33 protein-coding genes and 1 tRNA gene are annotated in these 20727 nt (G+C 67.0%); 3 read left to right on the top strand and 31 right to left on the bottom strand.

The genetic code is table 11. The features are described from left to right. Positions 1-126: 126 nt before the first annotated feature. The 26 genes from CEP17_RS02845 to CEP17_RS15070 form a co-directional block, all read right to left on the bottom strand. On the bottom strand, positions 127-498 hold the full coding sequence (locus CEP17_RS02845) for a hypothetical protein (RefSeq protein ID WP_112931188.1): 372 nt from the start codon (positions 496-498) through the stop codon (positions 127-129). Next, positions 495-866 carry a hypothetical protein gene (locus CEP17_RS02840; protein ID WP_112931187.1) on the bottom strand — a complete coding sequence of 124 codons (372 nt, stop codon included), beginning with the start codon at positions 864-866 and terminating at the stop codon, positions 495-497. Before CEP17_RS02840 ends, CEP17_RS02845 begins: the two co-directional genes overlap by 4 nt. Further along, on the bottom strand, positions 863-1681 hold the full coding sequence (locus tag CEP17_RS02835) for a hypothetical protein (RefSeq protein WP_112931186.1): 819 nt from the start codon (positions 1679-1681) through the stop codon (positions 863-865). The genes CEP17_RS02840 and CEP17_RS02835 overlap by 4 nt, the downstream gene beginning before the upstream one ends. Then, positions 1678-1968: a hypothetical protein gene (locus tag CEP17_RS02830; RefSeq protein WP_112931185.1), complete on the bottom strand. Its 291-nt coding sequence runs from the start codon at positions 1966-1968 to the stop codon at positions 1678-1680. The genes CEP17_RS02835 and CEP17_RS02830 overlap by 4 nt, the downstream gene beginning before the upstream one ends. Then, positions 1965-2483 carry a hypothetical protein gene (locus tag CEP17_RS02825; protein ID WP_112931184.1) on the bottom strand — a complete coding sequence of 173 codons (519 nt, stop codon included), beginning with the start codon at positions 2481-2483 and terminating at the stop codon, positions 1965-1967. Before CEP17_RS02825 ends, CEP17_RS02830 begins: the two co-directional genes overlap by 4 nt. Next, a complete protein-coding gene (locus tag CEP17_RS02820) occupies positions 2480-2728 on the bottom strand; it encodes a hypothetical protein (RefSeq protein ID WP_112931183.1) in 249 nt (82 codons plus the stop codon). Before CEP17_RS02820 ends, CEP17_RS02825 begins: the two co-directional genes overlap by 4 nt. Next, entirely contained in the window at positions 2725-2967 is a 243-nt protein-coding gene (locus CEP17_RS02815) for a hypothetical protein (RefSeq protein ID WP_162722399.1), read from the bottom strand. Before CEP17_RS02815 ends, CEP17_RS02820 begins: the two co-directional genes overlap by 4 nt. Continuing rightward, the gene (locus tag CEP17_RS02810) at positions 2967-3179 is read right to left on the bottom strand and encodes a hypothetical protein (protein WP_162722398.1); all 213 of its coding nucleotides are present in this window, start codon (positions 3177-3179) and stop codon (positions 2967-2969) included. Before CEP17_RS02810 ends, CEP17_RS02815 begins: the two co-directional genes overlap by 1 nt. Further along, entirely contained in the window at positions 3179-3598 is a 420-nt protein-coding gene (locus CEP17_RS02805) for a single-stranded DNA-binding protein (RefSeq protein WP_112931180.1), read from the bottom strand. The genes CEP17_RS02810 and CEP17_RS02805 overlap by 1 nt, the downstream gene beginning before the upstream one ends. Beyond that, entirely contained in the window at positions 3595-4899 is a 1305-nt protein-coding gene (locus CEP17_RS02800) for a DnaB-like helicase C-terminal domain-containing protein (protein WP_112931179.1), read from the bottom strand. The genes CEP17_RS02805 and CEP17_RS02800 overlap by 4 nt, the downstream gene beginning before the upstream one ends. Then, positions 4886-5194: a hypothetical protein gene (locus tag CEP17_RS02795; RefSeq protein ID WP_112931178.1), complete on the bottom strand. Its 309-nt coding sequence runs from the start codon at positions 5192-5194 to the stop codon at positions 4886-4888. The genes CEP17_RS02800 and CEP17_RS02795 overlap by 14 nt, the downstream gene beginning before the upstream one ends. Beyond that, on the bottom strand, positions 5191-5910 hold the full coding sequence (locus CEP17_RS02790; RefSeq protein ID WP_112931177.1) for a helix-turn-helix domain-containing protein: 720 nt from the start codon (positions 5908-5910) through the stop codon (positions 5191-5193). The genes CEP17_RS02795 and CEP17_RS02790 overlap by 4 nt, the downstream gene beginning before the upstream one ends. Then, positions 5907-6308 carry a hypothetical protein gene (locus tag CEP17_RS02785; RefSeq protein ID WP_112931176.1) on the bottom strand — a complete coding sequence of 134 codons (402 nt, stop codon included), beginning with the start codon at positions 6306-6308 and terminating at the stop codon, positions 5907-5909. Before CEP17_RS02785 ends, CEP17_RS02790 begins: the two co-directional genes overlap by 4 nt. Further along, positions 6305-8977: a DNA methyltransferase gene (locus CEP17_RS02780; RefSeq protein ID WP_112931175.1), complete on the bottom strand. Its 2673-nt coding sequence runs from the start codon at positions 8975-8977 to the stop codon at positions 6305-6307. Before CEP17_RS02780 ends, CEP17_RS02785 begins: the two co-directional genes overlap by 4 nt. Next, complete coding sequence (locus tag CEP17_RS02775; protein ID WP_112931174.1) at positions 8977-9420, bottom strand: hypothetical protein; 444 nt, start codon at positions 9418-9420, stop codon at positions 8977-8979. Before CEP17_RS02775 ends, CEP17_RS02780 begins: the two co-directional genes overlap by 1 nt. Further along, a complete protein-coding gene (locus CEP17_RS02770; protein WP_112931173.1) occupies positions 9417-9722 on the bottom strand; it encodes a hypothetical protein in 306 nt (101 codons plus the stop codon). The genes CEP17_RS02775 and CEP17_RS02770 overlap by 4 nt, the downstream gene beginning before the upstream one ends. Beyond that, on the bottom strand, positions 9719-10615 hold the full coding sequence (gene bet, locus CEP17_RS02765; protein WP_204359853.1) for a phage recombination protein Bet: 897 nt from the start codon (positions 10613-10615) through the stop codon (positions 9719-9721). Before bet ends, CEP17_RS02770 begins: the two co-directional genes overlap by 4 nt. Further along, positions 10612-11631: a YqaJ viral recombinase family protein gene (locus tag CEP17_RS02760; protein WP_112931172.1), complete on the bottom strand. Its 1020-nt coding sequence runs from the start codon at positions 11629-11631 to the stop codon at positions 10612-10614. The genes bet and CEP17_RS02760 overlap by 4 nt, the downstream gene beginning before the upstream one ends. Beyond that, positions 11628-12158: a crossover junction endodeoxyribonuclease RuvC gene (locus tag CEP17_RS02755; RefSeq protein ID WP_112931171.1), complete on the bottom strand. Its 531-nt coding sequence runs from the start codon at positions 12156-12158 to the stop codon at positions 11628-11630. Before CEP17_RS02755 ends, CEP17_RS02760 begins: the two co-directional genes overlap by 4 nt. 115 nt (positions 12159-12273) lie before the next feature. Further along, a complete protein-coding gene (locus CEP17_RS15170; RefSeq protein ID WP_204359852.1) occupies positions 12274-12477 on the bottom strand; it encodes a hypothetical protein in 204 nt (67 codons plus the stop codon). Then, complete coding sequence (locus CEP17_RS02750) at positions 12474-13001, bottom strand: hypothetical protein (protein WP_112931170.1); 528 nt, start codon at positions 12999-13001, stop codon at positions 12474-12476. Before CEP17_RS02750 ends, CEP17_RS15170 begins: the two co-directional genes overlap by 4 nt. Next, entirely contained in the window at positions 12998-13420 is a 423-nt protein-coding gene (locus tag CEP17_RS02745) for a hypothetical protein (RefSeq protein WP_162722397.1), read from the bottom strand. Before CEP17_RS02745 ends, CEP17_RS02750 begins: the two co-directional genes overlap by 4 nt. After that, a complete protein-coding gene (locus tag CEP17_RS02740) occupies positions 13417-13689 on the bottom strand; it encodes a hypothetical protein (RefSeq protein ID WP_112931168.1) in 273 nt (90 codons plus the stop codon). The genes CEP17_RS02745 and CEP17_RS02740 overlap by 4 nt, the downstream gene beginning before the upstream one ends. A 29-nt stretch (positions 13690-13718) precedes the next feature. After that, positions 13719-13967: a hypothetical protein gene (locus tag CEP17_RS02735; RefSeq protein ID WP_112931167.1), complete on the bottom strand. Its 249-nt coding sequence runs from the start codon at positions 13965-13967 to the stop codon at positions 13719-13721. Continuing rightward, positions 13964-14206 (bottom strand): helix-turn-helix domain-containing protein, encoded by a 243-nt coding sequence (locus CEP17_RS02730; RefSeq protein ID WP_112931166.1) that lies wholly within the window; start codon positions 14204-14206, stop codon positions 13964-13966. The genes CEP17_RS02735 and CEP17_RS02730 overlap by 4 nt, the downstream gene beginning before the upstream one ends. After that, the gene (locus CEP17_RS15070) at positions 14203-14376 is read right to left on the bottom strand and encodes a hypothetical protein (RefSeq protein ID WP_162722396.1); all 174 of its coding nucleotides are present in this window, start codon (positions 14374-14376) and stop codon (positions 14203-14205) included. The genes CEP17_RS02730 and CEP17_RS15070 overlap by 4 nt, the downstream gene beginning before the upstream one ends. A gap of 171 nt (positions 14377-14547) precedes the next feature. Here CEP17_RS15070 and CEP17_RS15065 point away from each other — a divergent pair, with 171 nt between their 5' ends. Genes CEP17_RS15065 through CEP17_RS02720 form a run of 3 tightly spaced genes read left to right on the top strand, consistent with a single transcriptional unit; the run spans position 14548 to position 16530 of the window. After that, positions 14548-14925, top strand: coding sequence for a helix-turn-helix transcriptional regulator (locus CEP17_RS15065; protein ID WP_162722395.1), 378 nt, complete (start codon positions 14548-14550; stop codon positions 14923-14925). Further along, complete coding sequence (locus CEP17_RS02725; protein WP_162722394.1) at positions 14915-15370, top strand: ImmA/IrrE family metallo-endopeptidase; 456 nt, start codon at positions 14915-14917, stop codon at positions 15368-15370. The genes CEP17_RS15065 and CEP17_RS02725 overlap by 11 nt, the downstream gene beginning before the upstream one ends. Further along, the gene (locus CEP17_RS02720) at positions 15370-16530 is read left to right on the top strand and encodes a site-specific integrase (RefSeq protein WP_204359851.1); all 1161 of its coding nucleotides are present in this window, start codon (positions 15370-15372) and stop codon (positions 16528-16530) included. The genes CEP17_RS02725 and CEP17_RS02720 overlap by 1 nt, the downstream gene beginning before the upstream one ends. A 64-nt stretch (positions 16531-16594) precedes the next feature. Here CEP17_RS02720 and CEP17_RS02715 read toward each other — a convergent pair. The 5 genes from CEP17_RS02715 to CEP17_RS02695 all read right to left on the bottom strand — a co-directional run bounded on the left by CEP17_RS02715 (position 16595) and on the right by CEP17_RS02695 (position 20722). Further along, a tRNA-Leu gene (locus CEP17_RS02715) sits at positions 16595-16667 on the bottom strand. Positions 16668-16757: 90 nt separating this feature from the next. Next, on the bottom strand, positions 16758-18191 hold the full coding sequence (locus CEP17_RS02710; protein WP_112932850.1) for an FAD-dependent oxidoreductase: 1434 nt from the start codon (positions 18189-18191) through the stop codon (positions 16758-16760). 56 nt (positions 18192-18247) lie between these two features. Further along, positions 18248-19642: a S8 family serine peptidase gene (locus CEP17_RS02705; protein ID WP_112931163.1), complete on the bottom strand. Its 1395-nt coding sequence runs from the start codon at positions 19640-19642 to the stop codon at positions 18248-18250. Next, the gene (locus CEP17_RS02700) at positions 19639-20109 is read right to left on the bottom strand and encodes a DUF501 domain-containing protein (RefSeq protein WP_112932849.1); all 471 of its coding nucleotides are present in this window, start codon (positions 20107-20109) and stop codon (positions 19639-19641) included. The genes CEP17_RS02705 and CEP17_RS02700 overlap by 4 nt, the downstream gene beginning before the upstream one ends. Before the next feature lie 85 nt (positions 20110-20194). After that, the gene (locus tag CEP17_RS02695) at positions 20195-20722 is read right to left on the bottom strand and encodes a septum formation initiator family protein (protein ID WP_112931162.1); all 528 of its coding nucleotides are present in this window, start codon (positions 20720-20722) and stop codon (positions 20195-20197) included. Between the last annotated feature and the right edge of the window lie 5 nt (positions 20723-20727).

Genomic DNA, 20727 nt, shown 5'->3' with positions numbered 1-20727 from the left:
CGTCAGACCCCCGTCCGGCCGGTTGTGGCTTCGGGAAGTAGACCTGCCAGCAGATACGACAGGTTCGGCTCTGATCCTCGAACGGGTGCATCGAGCCGTCGCCGACTTCCTCGTGCTCGTGGTCGCTCATGACGGATCACCCGGTCGTGGATGCTCGTCGGGATGGTCGCAGTTGGTCCCGTCATCCGCGTAGCATCCGTGCTCATTCCGCTCGACCGGGCAGGCTGCGTGCCCCTGGCACTGACCGACGCGGAACTCCTCACCGTCGGGTGCTGTCACCCATTCGGCCGTCTCGGGCCAAAGCGCCTGACCGAACGCTCCGAGGTAGACCAGCCCTTCTTCGGTCGGGTGGATGATCGAGGAGAACTCATCGCCGTCGAAGCGCACGCGGATGCGGTGGTCCGCGCTCGTGATGCGTCCGGGGCGACCCATGTAGGTCACCCGTCGGCCACGAATCGCGGGGACGCCGTAGTAGCGGCGGACGTACTCGAGCGTCATGACTCCCGTCCTCCCGATCGGATCGTCACGCGATCGCCGCAGTCGCCGATCAGCTCGGCGGTCACGTCTCCCTCGTCGTTGGGCATCGCCCAGAGGTAGCGGCCATTGATCAGACCGATGGTCATGTACGGCTCCGGCTTCTCGGGATGGAAGCTGACGACCTGGTAGGGCGGCTCGCCTACGTCGCCGTCGAGCCCCTCGGCGTCGTCGATGAACGCCCACGCCCGATAGACGGGCGTTCCCCACGTCGCGGGGCCACCGGGCAGACCGTCCGCCAGTGCCTCAGCAAGCGACCACATGCGGGGCGTGTGCCAGCACTCGTCGGCCATGTCGTTGGCCCGGCATCCCGGGCAGACGTACTCGCTCATCGTTCGCTCCTGCCGTTCATGTGGTCGGGTGTCTGGGTCATTTCGGGTTCCTCCTTCGGTGGGTGCCCGCAGGGGCATTCGCAATGCATCGACGTGCACTCGGTGTGGTTGAGTAGGTCGCACTCGTGGGATAGGACCGTGTGAGCGGCCGTGTGGGGTTGCTGGACGGCCTGGACTGTCTCGGTGTAGGTCTCACCACATGACCTGCATCTCCCGGCTTTGACGGGCTTCGGACCACCGTTCGGGTTATCCACCCATGTGACGACCACAGCGAGGGCTCCGCAGGTGGCACAGCGGGCGCGGGGGCGTCGCGGGTTCGCGTGGACCCCGTACCGGCCTTGCATGTGCCGGATCTCGGTGAACAGCAGATCGCGGTACTCGTCGAGCTCGTGAACCCGGCTGATCTGCTCGTACCGGTCGCTGAGCCACCCTGCGGTCATGAGGGCGATGCTGCGGGCGGTGAGAGGGTCCGGGTTCGGTTTCGGGTTCAGGTCGGGGTGGGGATGGTTGATCCATTCGGCGACGGCGGTGACGTACTCGACGACCATCCCCCACAGGTGGGTCGCGTTCGTCGAGACTTCACCGCCGACGATGCGACCCTCGAACACCATGAGCGCGTCGAGGGCTCGCATGTTGTCCGCGTACCCACCGCCAGTGACGTACACCTTGTCGGTACGGGATGCGGCGATGCTCGGGACCGTGGAGGTGACAATCGCATCCATCACCGGAGCCAGCAGATCCAGGTGATGCTCGTACAGGCGCCGTTCACGCAGCGACGTGGCTTCCGGGTCGATCGCGTTCAGAGGGATGCTCATGCGATCGCCTCCTGGATGCGTGCGATGGTCGCCTCATCGAGACGACGCAACCCGAGAGCACCCCGATACGGGATCGGCTCGTCGAGCGCACGGGGCTTCGCGAGGATGAGGTGATGCGCGCCAGGCTCAGCCCAGCCCGAGCACGGCTTCAGACGCCCGTCGTGGTTGCCGCTCGGAAGGCACCCCTGCGCGTCAGTGTTCTCGTCGAGCCAGGCGATGATCTCCTCGTCGAACAGGCCGAAACGGGTGACCTCCTGCTGCTCAGCCGGAGCCAGAAGCGCGCTCATCGGTCTGCTCCCCCGATCGCGAGTGGCGTCGACGACGTGATCCGGTCACGGATCTTCTGCGTTGCAAGGCGCCGGCTACGCGCGGTGACCGTCGCGGTGATGCGGATGCCGTCCTCATCGATCATGGGGATCCGGAACTCACGCTCGCGGCCGGGAGCGCCGAGCGCTTCGGCGAGACGGTCGAACTCCTTGCAGAACCCGAACCGGTCAGCGAGACGCGAGGCGTCTTCCCACAGCCACATGAGCCGCGGATCGTCGGGCAGGATCGCTCCTTCCGGTGCGACTCCGACCTGACGGACTTGCTTCACGTGCTCACGGCGCCACCGGAACACTGGACCGGAGCCACCCGCGCGCCGGACGTTGAGAAACAACTTGTGCCCCGTCGCGGTGACCTCGAGCTCCTCGCCCTCCCTCACCCACTCGTGCACTGTCCGGCCGCGGTAGTCCGCTCGCACCCCAGTGCCGTAGTCCGTGGCGGTCGCGATGACGATCTCACCCTTGACGATGCCGCTCATGATCGGGGCTCCTGGTCGAACCCGTGCTGTACGGCCCTGTCGCGTCGCTGGACGCCCGCATCCCCCGCGGCCATCTCAGCATCCGTCGCAGCCTTTTCAAGCTGTTGTGCGAGCGCACGCGCCGTCCCAGGAGTCATGTGCGTCCGGTGCCCCTCCGGGGTCGGGAACGTGAGCAGTTCCACCATCCCGTCATCAGTCCAATCCGCCTCAGCGATATCGACCGTCTTCTGCTCCTGCAGGATCACGATTCGTCCCCTCCCTGACGTCGACCGGCCAGGTAGCTGATGCGGAGAAGCCACACCAGGAAGAACGCTCCCGTGACAGAACTGACCACCACCGGAGCTGAAGCGAGGAACCCCGGAGCCTTCGGGCCGGGCACGGCTATGGCCATGAGAACCCCGAACCAGAGGCATCCCCACATGGAGGCGAGGGTCGCCCACCAGTTATGTGCCTCGAGGTGGGTCATCAGCGGTTTCTTGCTCATCAGTGCTCCCATCCGAGGGCGGCGCGCACCACAGCACGCCGCTCGTTCTTCTCATCCACCGCCGCCTGCGTGGCGGGGTTCGTGTACGCCTTCGCGTCGTGCCTGAGGACGGCCGCCGGCAGTGCGAGCGCCTGCAGCTCCGTGTGCAGCCGGATCACTGCCGTCAGATCGTCGATCGCATCCACCTGCGTACGACGCCTCCCCCCGGCCATCAGAACTGCTCCCCGTCCTGAGCGGCCCATGCGTCCGTCTGCTGCGTCGCCGGCGCCCACGCACCCGCCGACTGCTGTCCGCCCTGCGGCTTCCCGTCCCGCACGACGACACCGACCGACTGCGCGCGGACGACGATGCGGCGGACCGTCTTCCCGGTCTCACGGTGCTCGTACGATGCGTCCCGCTCCTCACCGACGACGATGACCTGATCCCCCTTGGTGAGGGCGGCGATCGCGTCGGTGTTCTGCCACGACTCGATGTCATGCCAGATCGTGAAGTCGTCGGCCCACTCGTTCGTGTTCCGGTCGAACTTCCGCTTCGTCTCCGCGACCGAGAACGACACGACGGTCTTCCCCGACTGCGTCGCACGAACCTCCGGTGCGTTCCCGAGACGTCCCACGATGGTCTTGATGCTCATCCCTTGCTCCTCTGTTCGAAGTTGATCTGCTCGTTCGCCTGGTACTTCGACAGCACCCGCGCGAACTGCCCCTGGAAGACGAGGGACGCTTCCCCCGTCTGCCCCTGACGGTTCTTCCCGACGATGACCTTCAACTCATCCGCCGCCGCCTTCACCGGCTTCCGATGCAGCAGCAGCACCACGTCCGCATCGTTCGCGATCTGCCCCGACTCGCGAAGGTCATGCAAGGTCGGTTCCTGCTTCTTCTGCCCCGCCTGACCACGCCGCAACTGCGACAGAGCGATCACGGGCACCGACCACTGCTGAGCGGCGAGCTTCAACGATCGGGAGAACCCCGCGACCTCCTGCTGCCGGTTCTCCACCTGCGTGTGCGACGTCAGCAGCTGCAGGTAGTCGACGACGACCACCGGGTTCCGCCGATACCTTCTGGCGGTCGCACGGACCTTCGCTTTGATCTGCGGGATCGTCGAAACCTCATCCGACGTGACGATCGACAACGGGAGACGCTCAATCTCCTGCCGGTGCGCGTTCAACGCCCGCCAATCCGAATCCGCGAGCTGGTGACGGTTGATCGACCCGAGGAACACCTGCCCCGTCTGCGCCGCCAACCGGGCCGCGATCTCATCCCGCCCCATCTCGAGCGACACGTACAGCACCGGCCGTTCCGCGGCGAGCGCGCGGGCGATCTGCAACGCGACGATCGTCTTCCCGTTGCCGGTGTCCGCGGCGACGACGTACATGCCACCGTCGCGGAACCCGTAGATCAGCTGATTCAGGTCATACCAGGGCGTCGGCGTGTACGACGGCTTCTCCCCCAGGCTGCCGAGGAAGTCCAGGTACCAGTCGCCGATCGCTTCCACACCGCGGGACGTGTCCGCATCGACCTCATCGAACGCGGCGCGGGCGATCTCGAGCGCATCATCCGCAGTGACCGTGTCATCATCCGCGGCGGCCGCAGCGCGGCTGATCGCCTCACGGACCTTCCGCCGCTTCGACGCGGACTTCACCATGTGCGCGTAGTACGCCGCGTTCGCCGCGGTCGGGACATCGCTTGTGAGGGTGTGGAGGAACGCGGCGTCCAGGTTCCCGACGAGCGCCCCCTGCCGCAGCAGCTCATCCGTCACCGCGACAACATCGGTCGGGTGGTCCGCATCGTGCAGGGCACGGATCGCGGTGTAGATCGTCTCGTGCGCCGGCACCGACATGTCACCCGGTGTGAGGATCTCCGACACCTCATCCAGAGCGGTCCGGGACAGCATGATCGCGCCGAGCACGTACCGTTCAGCGTCAGGCAACGTCATCACCCCCAGGCGGGAGCGTGTGGGTGTCGCGGGCGAGACGCAGCTCGGTGACGTTCCCCGCCCATGAGGAGTCACGGATCGGGCAGCCGGCGATCACATCGGCGATCGTCATCCGTTCGCTCGAGGTGGCGTAGTGCTCACGCATCGCGACGAGCGCATCGTCCAGCGTCACATCGGTGAGGTCTTCGGCCCACTCGCGTGCAGCGAACGCGAGATCCTCGGGTGTTGTCCACCGGGGGAACTTGTCCCGCGCGTTGATCTTCAACAGCAGGATGTTCGCTTCACGGGCAATCATGACAGCGCTCGCATCCCGGAGCGATCAGTCAGCAACGCGTCAGCGGCACGACCGAGGTCGAGTGTCGAGAGCTTTCCGGTGCGTTCGGGCAGCGGGTCATCCCACCGGTCACCGTTCAGCCACGTCGCCGCGTGCGGGACGTACTGCTTCTCCGGTCTGTTCGGGGAAGCTACGTACGCGTTGGCAGCATCGAGGATTGTCTGCGCGTCGGCGCGCTTCACGGCTCGGTCCCAGGCGGCTGATGCTGCTTTCTTCGCATCCTTCCGAGGCCAGATCGACCAGAAATCGTCGAAGGCGACAGAGTCTTTATCTACCTCTTCTCTATCTACCTCTATAAGGAGTGTGAGTTGCTGCTGGTTGCCGGTCGCTCGGCCTCCATTTGCCGGTCGCTCAGACCGACCGGCAATATTTGCCGGTTCCTCGACGATGCCGTTCGGGTGCAGCGTGTACCCGTCCGTCTTGCTGTTCGAACGTCCCTCCGAACCACGACGGGATCGGCGTTCGATCACACCGATCTGCTCAAGCTTCCCGAGCATGGTCCGCACTGTGCGCTCGCTCAGCCCAGCCTCTTCAGCGATCGTCGCCTGCGAAGGGAAGATCGCTCCCATCCCCGCTCGCGACGACAGCGACGCGTAGACGAGGATCGCGTTCCGCGGCACAGAACGATCCCGAATCATCCAGTTCGGAACCGCCGCGAATCCCTCGGCCCTGCTCATCGGTTCGGTCCTTCCACTTCGACTGCTCGACCGTTCTCGGTCAGCAGGAACCAAGAGCCCGCACGATCACGGACCCTGACGTTTTGGGGCTGGTACTCAGCCGTCGTCGCGTTCTTCGGCACGCAGAGGCCGTACTCGAACGCTTCCTTCGGATGCTCGGTGACCCACCCATGGCATCCGGTTGTCCCAGTGCCGCAGAGAATCAGACCGTGCGCGCAGGTCATCCGCTCCCGCGTACCACCCATGCCGCGGCCCTTCCGGTGATGCAGCGACCATCCGCCCGCGAGAACGGATCCTCGGAGGGCGAACGACAACAACCGCCGGCAGAAGAAGCACCGCTGCTCCTCCCGGTCGAAGAACAGGTGCCGGACTTGCTTCGGCGTGAACTCGGCGCTCATGCTGCATCCGCCTCCAGATCGAGCAGATCGAACAAGGTGGGAGCGTTCGCCTCGTGATCGTGGCGGGTGAGGTAGACGACCGAGTCGGCCACGCTAACCGGGTTCAGCTCCGTCCCGAACCCCTTCCGGCCCTGACGGACCGCTTCGAGGACCGTGGAGCCGAGCCCTGAGAACGGGTCACCGACCAGCTCGCCAGGGTTGGAGTACATGCCGATCAGGCGGCGGGGGATGTCGAGAGGGAACGGGCAGATGTGCGCCTCCACCTCGCGGCGGCGCTGCTCGCTGTTGAGGGTGTCGATGCGGAGCACGTCGGTCCACACGTCGTCCCGCCACGAGCCGGGCACGAGGGAGGCGAACGTGCCGGGGAGGGCGTTGCGGGCGGCGAGACGGTCGGCGAGGGCGACGTGCGCGTCGTAGTCGTACACGGTGCGCTCGGACTGTGCGGTGAACAGCTTCGAGCGGGTGCCGACGTCGAGCGCGGCGAGCTCGTCGCCGGACAGGAGGCGGTCGCCGCCCGTGCGCCACTCGCCGGCCGCGTCGATCTGCCACTGCCCGACCGAGTAGGCCGTCTTCTGCTTCTGCACCGGGAGGTCGGCGTAGCCGCGGGAGCGGTCGGTCTGCGGCTTGTGGAAGATCAGCACGTACTCCGGTGCGCCGACGCCCATCTTCGAGTGGTCCTTCAGCATCTCCGAGAACGACAGCCGGTAGGTCTGGTTGTTCTCGCGGACGACGTCGGTGGTGACCGTGATCATCCCGAAGTAGTCGAACCCGTGGCCGATGTAGTGCGCGATCGCCTCAGCGTGGAGGGTGTCGAACGTGTAGACGCCGGCGCCAGTGCGCGACCCGGGAACGGGGAAGTCCTTCACGTGCACGGCGAGGATCCGGCCCGGCATGAGCGCCCGGTACAGGCTGGGCGTGAGGTAGTCCATCTGCCACCAAAACTGGGCGTTGTCGTCGACGTGGCCGAAGTCGGCGTAGTTGGCGGAGTACTCGTACTTGCCCGAGAACGGGATCGACGTGACGATCAGGCCCATCGACTCCGCGTCGACGTGGTCGCGCCATTCGGCGACGGCGTCGTTGAGGACGATGCTCCAGTCCCGGCCGAAGTGTTCCTCGCGGTCCACGCCCATCGCACGGGTGAGGGCGGCGGAGATCGCCGTAGCGTCGAGCCCGAACTCGCGGAGGATGTGCGACATCGTGTCGGTGAGGGCGTCGTCCTCTTGCCACTTCGTGAGCAGGTTGTCTCGGACGTCGCTCTCGGTCTCCCCGTAGATCAGGTGCACGCGGCAGGCGTTGAGCTGTCCGAACCGGTGAATGCGGTGGATGGCCTGGACGGTCTGCTCGTACTTGTGGGTGACGCCGACGAACACGGCCGTGGAGCACTGCTGCAGGTTCAGGCCGCGGCCGAGCATCATGGGCTTCCCGATGAGCGCGTACGTCTCGCCGTCGAGCCAGCGGCGCAGCTGCTCCTCGACCTCGGCGTCGGACTGCGCGCCACGGATGGACGAGAACGACAGGCCGCGGTCGGCGAGCTCACGCTCGAGCGCGTCCTGCTCGTCGTTCAGGTCGCACCAGAGAATGATCTGCGGGACGGGACCGTACACCGCGGGCTCCCAGTTCCAGTCGTGGTGCTTGGCGACGATGGTCATGGCGCGGTCGATGCGCGCATCCTGCGTGTGCCGCTTCTCCCGTGACGACTCGACCGCGGACTTCGCGCCCGACCGGACGAGGACGCCCTGCCCGTCCTTCTCGACCTGATCGGACAGCAGCCCGACCTCGACCTCCTCCCACAGCACCTCAAGCGGCGGCAGATCGTAGCCGGCGTCGTCGTGGCCGAGGTCGGAGGGTCGTTGGATGAAGCACGCCCACGTGTTCAGCCACAGCATGAACTCGCGGACCTTATGCGGATGGATGCGGAGGTTGCCGGCCTTCGAGGGGTCCCGCTTGAAGAACCGGGTCAGGGCCTGGCCGGTGTCCATGATGCCGAGGAACCCGGCGTAGTGGATCAGCTCCTTGTGACGGTTCGGGGCGGGCGTGGCGGTCGCGACGAACCGGTACGGCACGTCGGCGAACAGGGGAAGGAAGGTCTGGTAGGTGTCGGAGCCGAACGAGCGCAGCACGGCCGCCTCGTCGAGCGAGGTCGCGATGAACAGGTCGACGTCGAGCTTCCGGTCACGGATCGACTCGTAGTTGGTCACGTAGGTGCCCGACCACGTTGGGTCGATCTCCTCGGTGCGGCGCACGAACCGGACCTCCCGGTCGATGAGGTTGCGGGCGTCGCGGATGATGTCGAAGCGGACACCGAGAGGCGCGACGATCAGCGCGCGGCGCACCTCGCGGCCGAACGCGTCGCGCGGGCCGCCGAGCGCCGGACCGTGCTCCACGATCAGGCGGAGTGCTTCCAGCTGCATGACCGACTTGCCGAGCCCATAGCGGGCGAAGATCGCACGGCGCCCGCCATTCACGGCCCACTTCACGATGTCGGCCTGGTGCGGCTTGAACAGCTCGTGACCGGGCCGCATGATCGGCGACAGCCACTCGTCGCGGACGTCGAAGCCGAACGATCGGTCGAACGCCACCTTCTCCGCCAGGAACTGTTCGTAGGTGAGGGTGCCGTCGTTGCCCGTGTTCAGCGTGAGCAGGCGACCGGTATTCTGCTTGGCGTTCATCACGCTCCTCCCCCGTATGTCTCGACCGATCGCATCTGACGCGCATCCACCACATCCGACCGGGTCTTATCGATGTCCTTGTCCACCGTCCGCAGGTGCTCCTTCAACCCCCGCCACAGTGCTTCCGCCTCATGCATCTGGTTCCGGTGAGGTTGCGCATCCGCATCCGCGATCACCGTCGCCGCCGACACGGAACGGCCAGCCTCGATCTCGGCACGCTTCCGCTCCTTGAGCGTCGTCTCGTACTTCGACCGAGCCACCCCGACCGCGGCCGCCGCATCCTGGTGAGCCCTCGCCAGGACACCGCGAGTGATGATGAGCTTCTCCATCTGCGGTTCATGGCCGGCGTCCTTGAGCGCATCCCACAGGAGGGCATGGAGCTCGTTGCTCGGGTTGAACGGGGCGATGCCGAGGCGGGCGAGGAAACGCTCGAGCGGGCTCATGGTGTCGGCTCCTCCGGGTCGAACGCACCGACCGCGGTCACCTCGAGGTACGTGCCCGACACGTACTCGTGCTCCACGACCACACCCGCCCCAGTGCGGCACCGGACACCCATCGACCCGACATGCCCCGCCTTCGACAGGACAACCTCCTCAGCACGCCCCACGCGGATCGTGTCGCCAGGCATCACCGACTCCACCGCGAGCGTCCCCGGCGCGGTGATCGGCGACAGGTCCGACCGGCGGTAATCGATCCCGAGAATCGCGCCGTGCTCATCCCGAACCAGCGGCACGTGCACGTTCATGACGGGTCACCGTTCGGGATCGTCGCTGTCGGCCACTCCGTGACCGGCTCGTCGACGATCACCGCATCGACGACATCCTCAACGGGCGTCTCCTCCGGCAGCGTCGCCCGCAGATCCCACAGGTACTGCTTGAACGTGCGACCATCAGCGATCTGCACGTCAAGATCACCCGCCGCGGACGCCTCCTGGAACACGGGCCGCAACTCCGCACGAGACCGCGCAGCGTTCGCGAGCGCCAACCAGTCCTTCCGTGGCGCCCGCACCTCCGCAACCTGCTCTGAGCGACCGTGTGCGTCTGCCTGCGGCGCGTTCCCCGCCTGGGCGGGCGCGGATGCCTGATCCATCTCCTCGGACGTGTACAAGCCCGACAGGTCTTGCGGGAACGCCTTCCGAAGCGCGAGCGCCTCCGCACACTTCCCCAACATCAACGCAGGCATCTTCGACCACATCTGCCCACCCGCGCTGTACGCCTTGAACGTCGCGACCGCGATCAACGGTTCACGGAACGACCGCCGATACACACCGACCCGAGCAGCCGCAGGAGGCTTCGTCTCATCGAGCCACACGTCCACCCACGTCACACCGTCCGCGGTCCACTGAACAGGCGTCTGACCCTCGTACTCCCCCGACCGTTCCGCGACCAACCGGGCCCCGTCGATCGACATCTGAATGCCCCACTTGCCGCCACGCTCGATCGCGTAGATCTGACGTGCGATGGGATCCAGACCGGTCCGATGGCAGTGAGCGAGGAACGCCTCCACCACCGGCCGCGGCGCAAGCCGCTTGTTGTTCGCCGGCCCCGAGACCAGCCCAGCTGCCTCGACGAGAGCAGCCTCCTGCGGCGTCCACTGGTTCTGATCCCCCGTGGTCGGGAGCGCCAACGCAGTGCTCACTTCTTCATCCCCTTCCCGGCCGTGACCGTCACCCTCGGCTTCGAACCACTCGCGACCGCCTTCACCGTCTTCTTGTGCTCCGAAGCGAGGGCATCCCACTCCGCCTGCAACTTCACGACTCGCGCCTTCGCACGCTCGAGCGCCGCCGTCTCCTTCGGGTGAGCCGCAGCCGCTGCATCCAGATCGATCACCACGTCGTCGAACTCACCGCCGGGCGTTCCCGGCGTGAACGTCACCCGCGCCAGCGGGGACTCCTGCGACACCCCTGCAGCGATCAGAGCCGCGTACGCCGACTCCTTCAACGCACGCCCCTCCTTCTCCGCCGCGAGCCCCCGCAGGTAGTTCACGGCGTGCGTGTCGACCACCTCATCGATCACCGGAGCACCGTTCTCACGCTGCGCATCCAGCTCCGCGAGGAACCCGTCAGCGAGCTCCACCAGCCCCGCAATGACCTGCTCGTCACGGTCAACCCAGTCCGCCGCACGCGGCCCCGGCACGAACCCGCCAGCAACGCTGATGCGTTCCTCGACGACTAGGAGGCACCGCACCGCACCGGTGACGTGCATCACCCACTGCACCTGCAGCAGGTACCCCTTCTCGTCCAGCTCCACAGACCCGATCGGCAGCGCGTGTCCGCACGTCTTGATCTCGGAGACGAGCAGCTCATCGTCGAACCCGACACCCACCCCGTCCGGGGACGCGAGGTGACGCGAGTTCTCCGCGTGGTGGAACACGCGAGTCTCCGGCTCGATCCCCACACCACGCAGGTCCGCGGCGATGATCACCTCACGCTCTTTGCCCCACTTCGTGTACGCGTTGCCGGTGAAGTCGTCGACCTTCCGCCCGAGCTTCAGATCGATGAGATCCTGCGCGCGCAGCTTCCCCAGAGCGAGGTCCCTAACCTCCGTCGCGGTGACACCCGTACGCCGTTCGGCGAGCCACCGGGCACGGTCCTGATCGGAGGCGCCGGCACGGGCCTCGAGGTCAGCGCGTGCACCATGAATCGTGGAAGTCATGAGAGTCCTTTCGTGAACGCCTTCGGCATGTGCGCCGCGGGCAGGTCAATCACCGGCGTGCCGGCGAGAATCGATGCGCCGACCGCGATCCACACCGCATCGGCCTCGTCATTTCCGTTCACGTCCGCCTGCGGCAGACGACGCTCCGTCGCGAGCAGCACGGCATCCTTGTCCGCGTTGCCCTTCCCCGTCGCGAGCTGCTTCACCTGGTTCGTCGTGACGACCAGCGGCTCCGCGTGGTTCACCTTCGTCAGGAACTCGACGGTCCGATGCCACGCGTAATGCAGACGGTCGACCGACGAGCCGCGGCCGGCGAACGCGAGACCCTCAATCCCGATCACGTCGCCGAGGCGCAGGTCGAGGGTCGCGACGATGTCGTACCCGAGGTCCTGAATCCGCGCGTAGTACGCGGACAGTCCCCCGCTGGTGGGCTTCGACTTCACCGTGAACGTCTGCCAGTGCCCCGCTTCGACGATCGCGATACCGCACGAGGTCGTCGAATAGTCGATGCCGATGAACCGGGTCATGACTGCTCACCGCCATCAGCGGGACGGATCTCACCCTTCAAGATCCGCTGATACCGTTCCGCTTCCTCCTGCGTCTCAACACGAACCACAGCCTCACCACGACGCGAGCACACGATCAGAGCGGCCACGACACCACCACCCATCCGAGGACAGCCAGCGCGAGCGTGCTCACACCCGTCACCGACGCCACAGCACGCACGACACGGTCAGCAGCCGGCACACGCACCACAGCCACCACAGGACCGCTCACAGCCCGACGAGCGGGGAAGGGCGGGAACGGCGCCTCAACTTGCGCCACGGCCTCCGTACGGGCGCTCACGACGCCACCTCCGGCCAGATGCGACGACCAGAAGTGATCGTCGGGCTACTCCACGGCGTGACGCCCTTCTCGTGAACGAAATCCTCGACGGCACCACGCACAGCGACCCGCTCTTCACCATCGATCGTCAGGAGCCAGCCCTCACCGGGCTTAGCGGAATGCCACGGCTTCGGCTCCGGGTGAGCACCGAAGAACGCGCGGGCGGCAGCCGCATACTGGCTGCTGCCAACCATCGCGTGAGTGCGGAACGCGTAGAAGTGGTGGTTACCGGTGGCTTCGTTGACGACGCGCCACCCGTCCCGCTCGGCACCGAGCGCGTAGACGACGTAGTCGGGATTTGCTGGCCAGCGCCACCGTCCGAGGCGGTCGTCCTCCTCCTTCTGGAAGAACTGACGAAGTGCTTCCGCCGCATCAGCGGTGATGCCGGTGAGATTGCCAAACTGGAATGGCTCACGAACGAACTGGTAGCCGCCGTGACGATCCGGGATGACGGGGACGCCATTGGATGCGATGAACTCGCTCATGACGCACCGCCCTTCAGGCGCGCCAAGTCACCCTTCAACCGACCGATGATCCGTTCCAGCTCGACCACACGAGCCACGTTCGAATCCGCCAACACCGAGCGCTGCGCACGCACGATCGACGGATGCATCGCCCCGCCCACCGCCGCACGATCCGCGACGACCGACTGTGTACGGCGCGCGTACTCCCGCTCCGCCTGCTCCAACTGAGCACGCCACGCTGGCGCCTTCCGAGCGTTCCGCTCACGCCACGCCGCCTCAACCCGGTCATGACGCTCCTGCCGGGAATCGATCTCCCGCCGCATCTTCGCCTTGGCAAGCTCGTAGTGCTTCACGCACAGGTTCAGCGCCTCCACCGGCGCACCACAGACGTGACCGTTCGCGTCAGTACCGATCCAGTGACGGCAGCTGGCCGCGCTCATGACGCCACCGCCGCACCGAAGTCCAGGCCACGCTCACGCGCATCCAGATCGGCCTTCACGATCGCCCGCAGGAACTCCACACCCAGCCGACGCGCCGACAACAGCGCATGAACCTCCACCGGGAACTCGTTCCGCAGCTTCTCCCGATTCACCGCATCACCGGCATCGATCAGCCGCATCAGCTGGTTGAAAAAGAACCCACCATCCAGGCCGTAGTTCTTGTCCCCGAGGAACGCGAGCACATGCCGCGCCACCTCGAGCGTGATCACAGGGCGTGCCTCCGCCGCCGTCACTGTCATCAGTCCTGTCCTTCCCTCATCGCTTCCACCCGCACCCGTTCAGCACGGTCAAGTTCCTGATCCACCCGCGCGCAATACGCGTTCGTCGCCTCATCACCGACCCACGTCGCACGGTCGAACGCGCCACCCACCCACAGGCCCAGACCCATCAGCAGCACCGCGACGATCGACAGTCCGCAGAACGACAGATCCACCGCATCCACCCCGAGCAGCACCAGACCGGCCATAACCAGCACCACGGCGATCACGACTGCGCCTCCGGATCAGTGACGTGCTCAGCGAGCCACGCATCCAGATCGACCGGGTAGAACACGTTCTTCTTGCCCTGCTTGAACGCCTTCGGACCCCGCCGGGGCGCCCCTTCTGGCCGGCGAGCGTCGAGCGACACGAACGTGTACAGCGTCGACGTGGAGACACCGATGTACTCCGCTGCCCGATCCGTCGTCAGCACCGGACCACGACGCTCGACGGCCACCTGAGCGGTCATGACGCCACCGCCTCGGGCGTATCGAGCGCCGCGGAAGCGAGGAGCGTGTCGATGCTGATCCCGAGAAAGACGAGGATCTTCTCGAGCTCCCTGGCGTCCAGCGCTGTCTTGCCGTTCAGCCGGTCGTAGATGGCATTGCGCCCGAGCTCAAGGATGGGAATCAGGTCCATCCCGCTCTTGCCGCGGCGAGCGAGTTCAGCGCGAACAGCGCGGCTGACCCTGCTACTCAATCCGGTAGTTGCTCCTGTCATGGCGGAGACACTACCTATTTGGGTAGCGTTCAGCAACCCATTTCGGGAGAAAGTTGTTATTTCCTACCCCAAATCGGTACTCTCTCCTGCATGGGACAGAAACCGACGGGGCCGGCGCTCTCTTTTGCACGGCGTGTCAACGAGATCATCGATGCGCGTCGCCAAGAACTCGGCATGACGAAAGCAGCGCTGATTGAGGGCAGCGGAATCCCCGCGAACACGTTCCACACGCGCATGCGTGGTGATCGTCCATTCGACCTCAACGACATTGAGAACATCGCGCGCGCCCTCCGGTGCGACGCTGAGCTCATCCTTCGTGAGGCGTCCGTTGGCACACTCATCGAGCAGGACGTCGCGCCAGTGACTCCGCTGGAACCACGCCGCCGTGTCAGACGTGCCCGCAAGGATGTTCCCGCTGCCGCACGTCCACGAGATGCCGACAGCGGAGAGGACTCCGATGCACCCTGAAGCAACGCTGCTCGAGATGCTGGAAGAGATCGGCGTCAGCGTCGAGTGCACGGCCCTGAAACGCGATCGGGACGGCGAGTACATCCATCAACGCCGACTCATCCGCCTGCGCCCGGGGATGACCGAACGGCTGCACCTATCTGTCCTCGCGCACGAGTGCGCGCACGCAGTCTTTGGTGATGAGCCGAGTATGTTTGGACCCGTCAATGCCAAACAGGAGCGCCGCGCGGACGAATGGGCGGCGCTACGCCTCATCGATCTTGACGCGTACAGGCGAGCTGAGTTCATCTACAACGGTCACCCGGGGGCGGTAGCGCATGAGCTCGGAGTCGTCCGCAGCATTGTGGAGGCCTACCAAAGGGTTCTCCTCCGCATCGGTGACACCGTCTACGTGAAGCCTCGCGAAGGCGCAGGGCAGTGGGCCCACAGAGAACAGGTCGCATGATGGCGCGTCCACCACTCGACCTCGAAACATGGGGCAAGATCCGCCGCACGAGCGTCGGGGGGAAGCCCACGGCCGTCGCCTACTTCCGCGACTCCGATGGCGTCACCAGGAAGATGCAGCGGCAGGGCGTGACGCCTGCCGAGGCGGAGCGCAACCTGAAGCGCGCGATCCGCGATCGCCTGGCTCCCGCCGGGGAAGACCTCACCGGAGACTCCACGATCAAGCAGGCAGCGCAGAAGTGGCTCGACGAACCCGAGACGCAGACTCTCGCCATCGGATCGCTCCGGCGATACAAGGCCGTGATCGACACCATCGTCGCCGACGGCTTCGGCGGCGTCCGCTTGAGCGAGGCAACCGTTCCGCGCGTCGACCGGTTCCTCAAGGCTGTCACCGCGAACCACGGACCAGGCACCGCGAAGACCGCGCGCACCGTCCTGCAGCACACGTTCGCGATCGCCGTCCGCCACGGAGCCATCCGATCGAACCCCGTGCGTGACGCGGGACGTATCGTGCAGGCGAAGAAGCCGATCGTCGCTCCCGACGTCACAGCCGTGCTCGAGATGCAGGCGCTCATGCGCGCGTACGACGCCACACCCGACAAGCGCGGCGCGAAGAGGGCAGCGGACCTCGGAGACATCTTCTCGCTCTACACGTCCACCGGCGCCCGCACGGCGGAGGTTCTCGCGCTGCGCTGGGACGACGTCGACCTCGACAGCACCCCCGCCACCGTCACCATCACCGGCACGGTCGCGATCGCCGCCGACGGGAAGATCTTCCGCCAAGAGCATCCGAAGACGGAGACGTCGCGCCGTGAGCTCAAGCTCCCCCAGTACGCGCTCGACGTGCTGCTGCGTCGGCGCATTGAGTCGTACTGCGAGTGGGTGTTCCCCTCGGCGACCGGCACCCTGCGCTGGCCGCACAACCTCCGCCGCAACTGGCGCGACGCCCTCGCCGGCACCGCCTACGCCGAGGTCACCCCTCGAGCGTTGCGCAAGGCCGTGGCCACGCTGCTGCGCGACGAGCTCGGCGTCGAAGCCGCACGCGACCAGCTGGGCCACGCGTCCGAGATGGTCACGCGGAAGCACTACATCCAGCCCGCGCACGCCGGTCCCGATGCGACTTCAGCGCTCGATGCGTTCGGCAAAACAGCGAGTAAATAGCGAGAAGGCCCCCACCGACCGAAGTCGATGGGGGCCTGATGCCAGTGATTGCAAGGGCTCTGCGTACCCCCGGTGGGACTCGAACCCACACTGAAGCGATTTTAAGTCGCCTGCCTCTGCCATTGGGCTACGGGGGCCCGCTACCAGGGTAGCGACGCCGGAGACACGAGACCCCCACACCGCCGCGGCGGTGTGGGGGTCTCGTGTCGTCAGACTTGCAGCCCTGTTCAGCTCGCGGCCGTGGCCTTCTCCTCGACCTTGGCCTCGGTCGAATCGGTCTTCTCAGCGACGACGGACTTCGGGTCGATCGCCGGCGCGGGCGCCGCGGCGGCCGGGGCCGCCGGACGCGGGCGGGAGGCGAACTCCTCGAACACGTAGCGCGGGTTCTGGACGGTCTGCAGCGACACGTTGTCGCGGCGGAGCCAGAAGTTGTGCCACCAGTCGCCGATCACGCGCCACTTGCGCTCCCACGAGGGCATCGCCAGGCCGTGGTAGCCGCGGTGCGCGCACCACGCGATGAAGCCCTTGAGCGCAATGTTTCGCGACTGGAAGACACCGTTGTACAGTCCCAGGCCGGCGACGGCACCGAGGTTGTGATGGATGTACTCGCGGGGCAGCTCGTCGCGGAGGACGGCCACCAGGTTCTTCGCGAGCAGCTTGGCCTGACGGACGGCGTGCTGCGCGTTGGGGACGCAATAGCCGCCGACGCCCTTGCCCGTGAGGTCCGGGACGGCGGATACGTCACCGGCCGCCCACGCGCCCTCGACGACCTCGTCCGCCGTGCCGACGCGCAGGTCTGCACGGGTGCGGATGCGTCCACGCTCTTCCACGGGCAGGTCGCTGCCGCGCACGACGGTGGGGTTGGCCATGACGCCGGCGGTCCAGATGATGAGATCGGTCGGGATGACCTCGCCGGTCGAGAGCTCGACGTTGCCGTCCACGGCGCCGGTGACCTGCGTGTCGAGGTGCACGTTGGCGCCCCGCTTGGCGAGGTCCTTGAGCACCCACTCGCTCGTCTTCAGCGACACCTCGGGCATGATGCGTCCCATGGCCTCGACGAGGTGGAAGTGCGTGTCCTCGAAGCGGAGCTGCGGGTAGTCCTTCAGCAGCGAAGAGGCGAGAGCGCGGGTCTCCGCGAACACCTCGATGCCCGCGAAGCCACCGCCGACGACGACCACGGTCAGAAGGCGGTCGCGCTCGGGACCGGCGGGAAGGTTCGCCGCACGGTCGAAGTTGGTGAGGATGCGGTCGCGGACGGCGACGGCCTCTTCGATGGTCTTCAGGCCGATCGCGTTCTCGGCGATGCCGGGGATCGGGAAGGTGCGCGAGACAGCACCGGCGGTGACCACGATCTGGTCGTAGCTCTCCTGCCACGCGTCGCCCTCGGCCGGCGTGATGGTGGCCGTGCGGGTGGCGTGGTCGATGCCGGTGACCTTGGCGGTGACGACACGCGTCTTCTTCAGGTGCCGACGCAGGCCCACGATGACGTGACGAGCTTCGATCTCACCGGCCGCAACCTCGGGCAGGAAGGGCTGGTACGTCATGTACGGCAGCGGGTCGACGATCGTGACCTCGGCCTCACCCTTGCGCAGGTGCTTCTCGAGCTTCCACGCCGTGTAGAAGCCGGCGTAACCGCCACCGACGATGAGGATCTTGGGCACGGCACGCGTGGCCGTGCTGGTCTCTGTGTGAGTCACAGGTGGAAGCACTCCTTGAATCAACGGCTCGGAGTACGAGGTGCGCGCTCCGATCTGATGCGCCGGGCAGCAGCAGTGACACCGAGCGCGACCAGTATAGCCGTCAGGGTGACCCCCACGAGCGGCACGGTGCCGTAGAGGAGGGTGTCGACGCTCGGCAGCAGCGGGGAACGTCGATCCAGCGTCTCGGCCGCCGGCAGCTGTTCGATGGTGACGGGCGAGGAGGTCGGGGTGGGCTGGGGACCGGCGTCGGCGCGCCGGTATAGCCGGATCCAGTCGGACAGACTTCCCATCGGGTTGCTGTTGACGCTTGCGACCGACACGCTCACCGCCGCGTTCGCATCGATGAGCCCGTAGCCGTACTTCTCGTCGGGCACCTTGGTCGCCGCGGCGGCGGGCCGCGCCGTCTTGATGATGCGGTTGATGACGTTGTCGGCATCCAGGTCGGGGTGAGCCGAACGCACGAGCGCCGCGATGCCGGCCACGATGGGCGCGGCCCCGCTGGTCCCGTCCCAGACGACGAGCTGCCCGTCGGCGGAGACGCCGAGCAGCTGCTCGCTCGGCGCGGAAATGCCGATGGTGATGCCCTGCGTCGAGGCCTGTTCGCTGGCAGTGCCGGCACGGTTGACACCGCCGACGGTCAGCACCCCGGGGATGGTCGCCGGCGCGCCCACCTCTTCGGTACCGCTGCCCTTGTTTCCGGCGGCCACCACGACCACGACGTCGTGGTCGAACGCGTATTGGAAGGCATCGTCCCACGACGGGTCCCAGGTCAGGGTATTCGTCGTGAACGAGAGGTTGATGATGTCGGCGCCGTGATCGACGGCCCACTTCATCGCATCGGCGACCTGCTGCACGAACGGCACCGAGGATGCCGCGCCGAATCCGATCGACAGCGAGAGCAGATTCGCCTCGGGGGCGACGCCGATCATCCCAGTGTCGGCACCGGTTCCGCGGGCGGCCGCCAACGAGGCCACCCAGCTGCCGTGGTTGGCATCGACAGCCCCGACCGGGGTGCGCCCGTCCGACGACCCGGCTCCGGAGAAGTCCGCTCCCCCGACGACCGCACCGGAGAACTCGACCGGGGATCGGCCGATGCCGGTGTCGATGACAGCGATCGTCACCCCCTTGCCGCGGGTGGTCTGCCACGCCTGCCGGATGCCGTACTCGTCGAGCCAGTACTCCGCCGCGCGGGCGGGATCGCCCGTTCCCGGAGGAGGTGCCGTCGCGGCGAGGGCCGACGGCCCGGCGAGAGCCGCCGGGGCAGGGCCGCCAGCGGCGACGGCCGCCGAGGCAGGGTCGCCCGCGGCGACGGCGACCGCGGGAATGCTCGCCGCACCCGCCGCCGCCTGCCCGCCCAGGCCGATCATGACGGCGGTGACGACGGCGACGAGACGCCGACGGCGAGCGCTCACACCGCGCTCCGCGGATCGGCGCAGGTGCAGCGCTCGGGCGACCAGTCGGCGCGCGCGAGCGCGAGGTCGCCGATGGGGTTCACCCCGGTTCCGGCGGCCAGCGCGTGCCCCGCGAGGGCATGCAGACACTTGACGCGTGTCGGCATCCCGCCCGCGGAGATGCCCGCGATCTCCGGCACGTCGCCGTACACCGCCCGGTCGGATAGGTACGCCTCGTGCGCCGCGAGATAGGCGGCGGCGATGTCCTCGTCGTCGGCGAGCAGGGCGGCCAACTCGGGCATCACCTGGTTCGCTTCCAGCGCCGACATCGCGGCCGTCGCGCCGGGGTGGGTCAGGTAGTAGAACGTCGGAAACGGCGTGCCGTCGGGGAGCCGCGGTTCTGTGGCGACCACCGTCGGGTTGCCGCACACGCAACGCGCGGCGATGCCGACGACGCCACGCATCGGACGTCCCAACTGGACCCGCATGACCTCGAGGTCGGCGGCGGAGGCGGGGCTGAGAGCGGGATGCGGCACCCGTCAAGGGTACCGGGGCGGGCTGACCGACTGCTGATCAGCGAGTGGGCGCGACCGGCGGCACCGCCGCCGTCTGGGCGAGCCCGGCGCCGGCCACCGAGCGCACGAGCTGCGCCATCCAATCGGTGCGGGTCTCCTGTACCTGCGCGCTGACGGCCGCCTGCGACGGGGGCATCGCCGTTGCCGGAAGGTCGTTGTCGACGAGATAGACGACCTCGCCGGGGCGCACGTAATACAGCCGTTCCCGCGCCTGGGAGCTCACGTAGGCAGGGTCGTTCCACCGATCCTTCTGCTGCTGCAGTGTCGCGACATCTGCTTCGCTCACCTGGACGGAGTGCGCCAAAGCCGCGATCTGCTGGCGCTGGCCGAGGTAGGTGCCGACCGTGGGCACCAATGTGAAGACGGCGAGTACCACGAGCCCCAGCATGATCACGGTGAACGCGGAAAAGCGGATGCCGCCGGCCCACGCCCTCACGTCGACGCGGCCGGCGCCCCGGCTCGCGCGCGACGGGCGGGACGCGGAAGAGGGAGCCGGCGCAGTGCGCTCGGCTCCCTCTCTCGTCATGGGAC

Origin of the sequence: Microbacterium sp. PM5, assembly GCF_003293595.1 — a bacterium.
Lineage (GTDB): Bacteria > Actinomycetota > Actinomycetes > Actinomycetales > Microbacteriaceae > Microbacterium.
This window is presented reverse-complemented; position numbering and strand designations above follow the sequence as displayed.

What these genes read in the sequence shown, in the direction of transcription:
- CEP17_RS02845 (WP_112931188.1), bottom strand. Translation starts at nt 498, where the DNA reads ATGACGCTCGAGTACGTCCGCCGCTACTACGGCGTCCCCGCGATTCGT.
- CEP17_RS02840 (WP_112931187.1), bottom strand. Translation starts at nt 866, where the DNA reads ATGAGCGAGTACGTCTGCCCGGGATGCCGGGCCAACGACATGGCCGAC.
- CEP17_RS02835 (WP_112931186.1), bottom strand. Translation starts at nt 1,681, where the DNA reads ATGAGCATCCCTCTGAACGCGATCGACCCGGAAGCCACGTCGCTGCGT.
- CEP17_RS02830 (WP_112931185.1), bottom strand. Translation starts at nt 1,968, where the DNA reads ATGAGCGCGCTTCTGGCTCCGGCTGAGCAGCAGGAGGTCACCCGTTTC.
- CEP17_RS02825 (WP_112931184.1), bottom strand. Translation starts at nt 2,483, where the DNA reads ATGAGCGGCATCGTCAAGGGTGAGATCGTCATCGCGACCGCCACGGAC.
- CEP17_RS02815 (WP_162722399.1), bottom strand. Translation starts at nt 2,967, where the DNA reads ATGAGCAAGAAACCGCTGATGACCCACCTCGAGGCACATAACTGGTGG.
- CEP17_RS02810 (WP_162722398.1), bottom strand. Translation starts at nt 3,179, where the DNA reads ATGGCCGGGGGGAGGCGTCGTACGCAGGTGGATGCGATCGACGATCTG.
- CEP17_RS02805 (WP_112931180.1), bottom strand. Translation starts at nt 3,598, where the DNA reads ATGAGCATCAAGACCATCGTGGGACGTCTCGGGAACGCACCGGAGGTT.
- CEP17_RS02800 (WP_112931179.1), bottom strand. Translation starts at nt 4,899, where the DNA reads ATGACGTTGCCTGACGCTGAACGGTACGTGCTCGGCGCGATCATGCTG.
- CEP17_RS02795 (WP_112931178.1), bottom strand. Translation starts at nt 5,194, where the DNA reads ATGATTGCCCGTGAAGCGAACATCCTGCTGTTGAAGATCAACGCGCGG.
- CEP17_RS02790 (WP_112931177.1), bottom strand. Translation starts at nt 5,910, where the DNA reads ATGAGCAGGGCCGAGGGATTCGCGGCGGTTCCGAACTGGATGATTCGG.
- CEP17_RS02785 (WP_112931176.1), bottom strand. Translation starts at nt 6,308, where the DNA reads ATGAGCGCCGAGTTCACGCCGAAGCAAGTCCGGCACCTGTTCTTCGAC.
- CEP17_RS02780 (WP_112931175.1), bottom strand. Translation starts at nt 8,977, where the DNA reads ATGAACGCCAAGCAGAATACCGGTCGCCTGCTCACGCTGAACACGGGC.
- CEP17_RS02775 (WP_112931174.1), bottom strand. Translation starts at nt 9,420, where the DNA reads ATGAGCCCGCTCGAGCGTTTCCTCGCCCGCCTCGGCATCGCCCCGTTC.
- CEP17_RS02770 (WP_112931173.1), bottom strand. Translation starts at nt 9,722, where the DNA reads ATGAACGTGCACGTGCCGCTGGTTCGGGATGAGCACGGCGCGATTCTC.
- CEP17_RS02760 (WP_112931172.1), bottom strand. Translation starts at nt 11,631, where the DNA reads ATGACTTCCACGATTCATGGTGCACGCGCTGACCTCGAGGCCCGTGCC.
- CEP17_RS02755 (WP_112931171.1), bottom strand. Translation starts at nt 12,158, where the DNA reads ATGACCCGGTTCATCGGCATCGACTATTCGACGACCTCGTGCGGTATC.
- CEP17_RS02750 (WP_112931170.1), bottom strand. Translation starts at nt 13,001, where the DNA reads ATGAGCGAGTTCATCGCATCCAATGGCGTCCCCGTCATCCCGGATCGT.
- CEP17_RS02745 (WP_162722397.1), bottom strand. Translation starts at nt 13,420, where the DNA reads ATGAGCGCGGCCAGCTGCCGTCACTGGATCGGTACTGACGCGAACGGT.
- CEP17_RS02730 (WP_112931166.1), bottom strand. Translation starts at nt 14,206, where the DNA reads ATGACCGCTCAGGTGGCCGTCGAGCGTCGTGGTCCGGTGCTGACGACG.
- CEP17_RS15070 (WP_162722396.1), bottom strand. Translation starts at nt 14,376, where the DNA reads ATGGACCTGATTCCCATCCTTGAGCTCGGGCGCAATGCCATCTACGAC.
- CEP17_RS15065 (WP_162722395.1), top strand. Translation starts at nt 14,548, where the DNA reads ATGGGACAGAAACCGACGGGGCCGGCGCTCTCTTTTGCACGGCGTGTC.
- CEP17_RS02725 (WP_162722394.1), top strand. Translation starts at nt 14,915, where the DNA reads ATGCACCCTGAAGCAACGCTGCTCGAGATGCTGGAAGAGATCGGCGTC.
- CEP17_RS02720 (WP_204359851.1), top strand. Translation starts at nt 15,370, where the DNA reads ATGGCGCGTCCACCACTCGACCTCGAAACATGGGGCAAGATCCGCCGC.
- CEP17_RS02700 (WP_112932849.1), bottom strand. Translation starts at nt 20,109, where the DNA reads ATGCGGGTCCAGTTGGGACGTCCGATGCGTGGCGTCGTCGGCATCGCC.
- CEP17_RS02695 (WP_112931162.1), bottom strand. Translation starts at nt 20,722, where the DNA reads ATGACGAGAGAGGGAGCCGAGCGCACTGCGCCGGCTCCCTCTTCCGCG.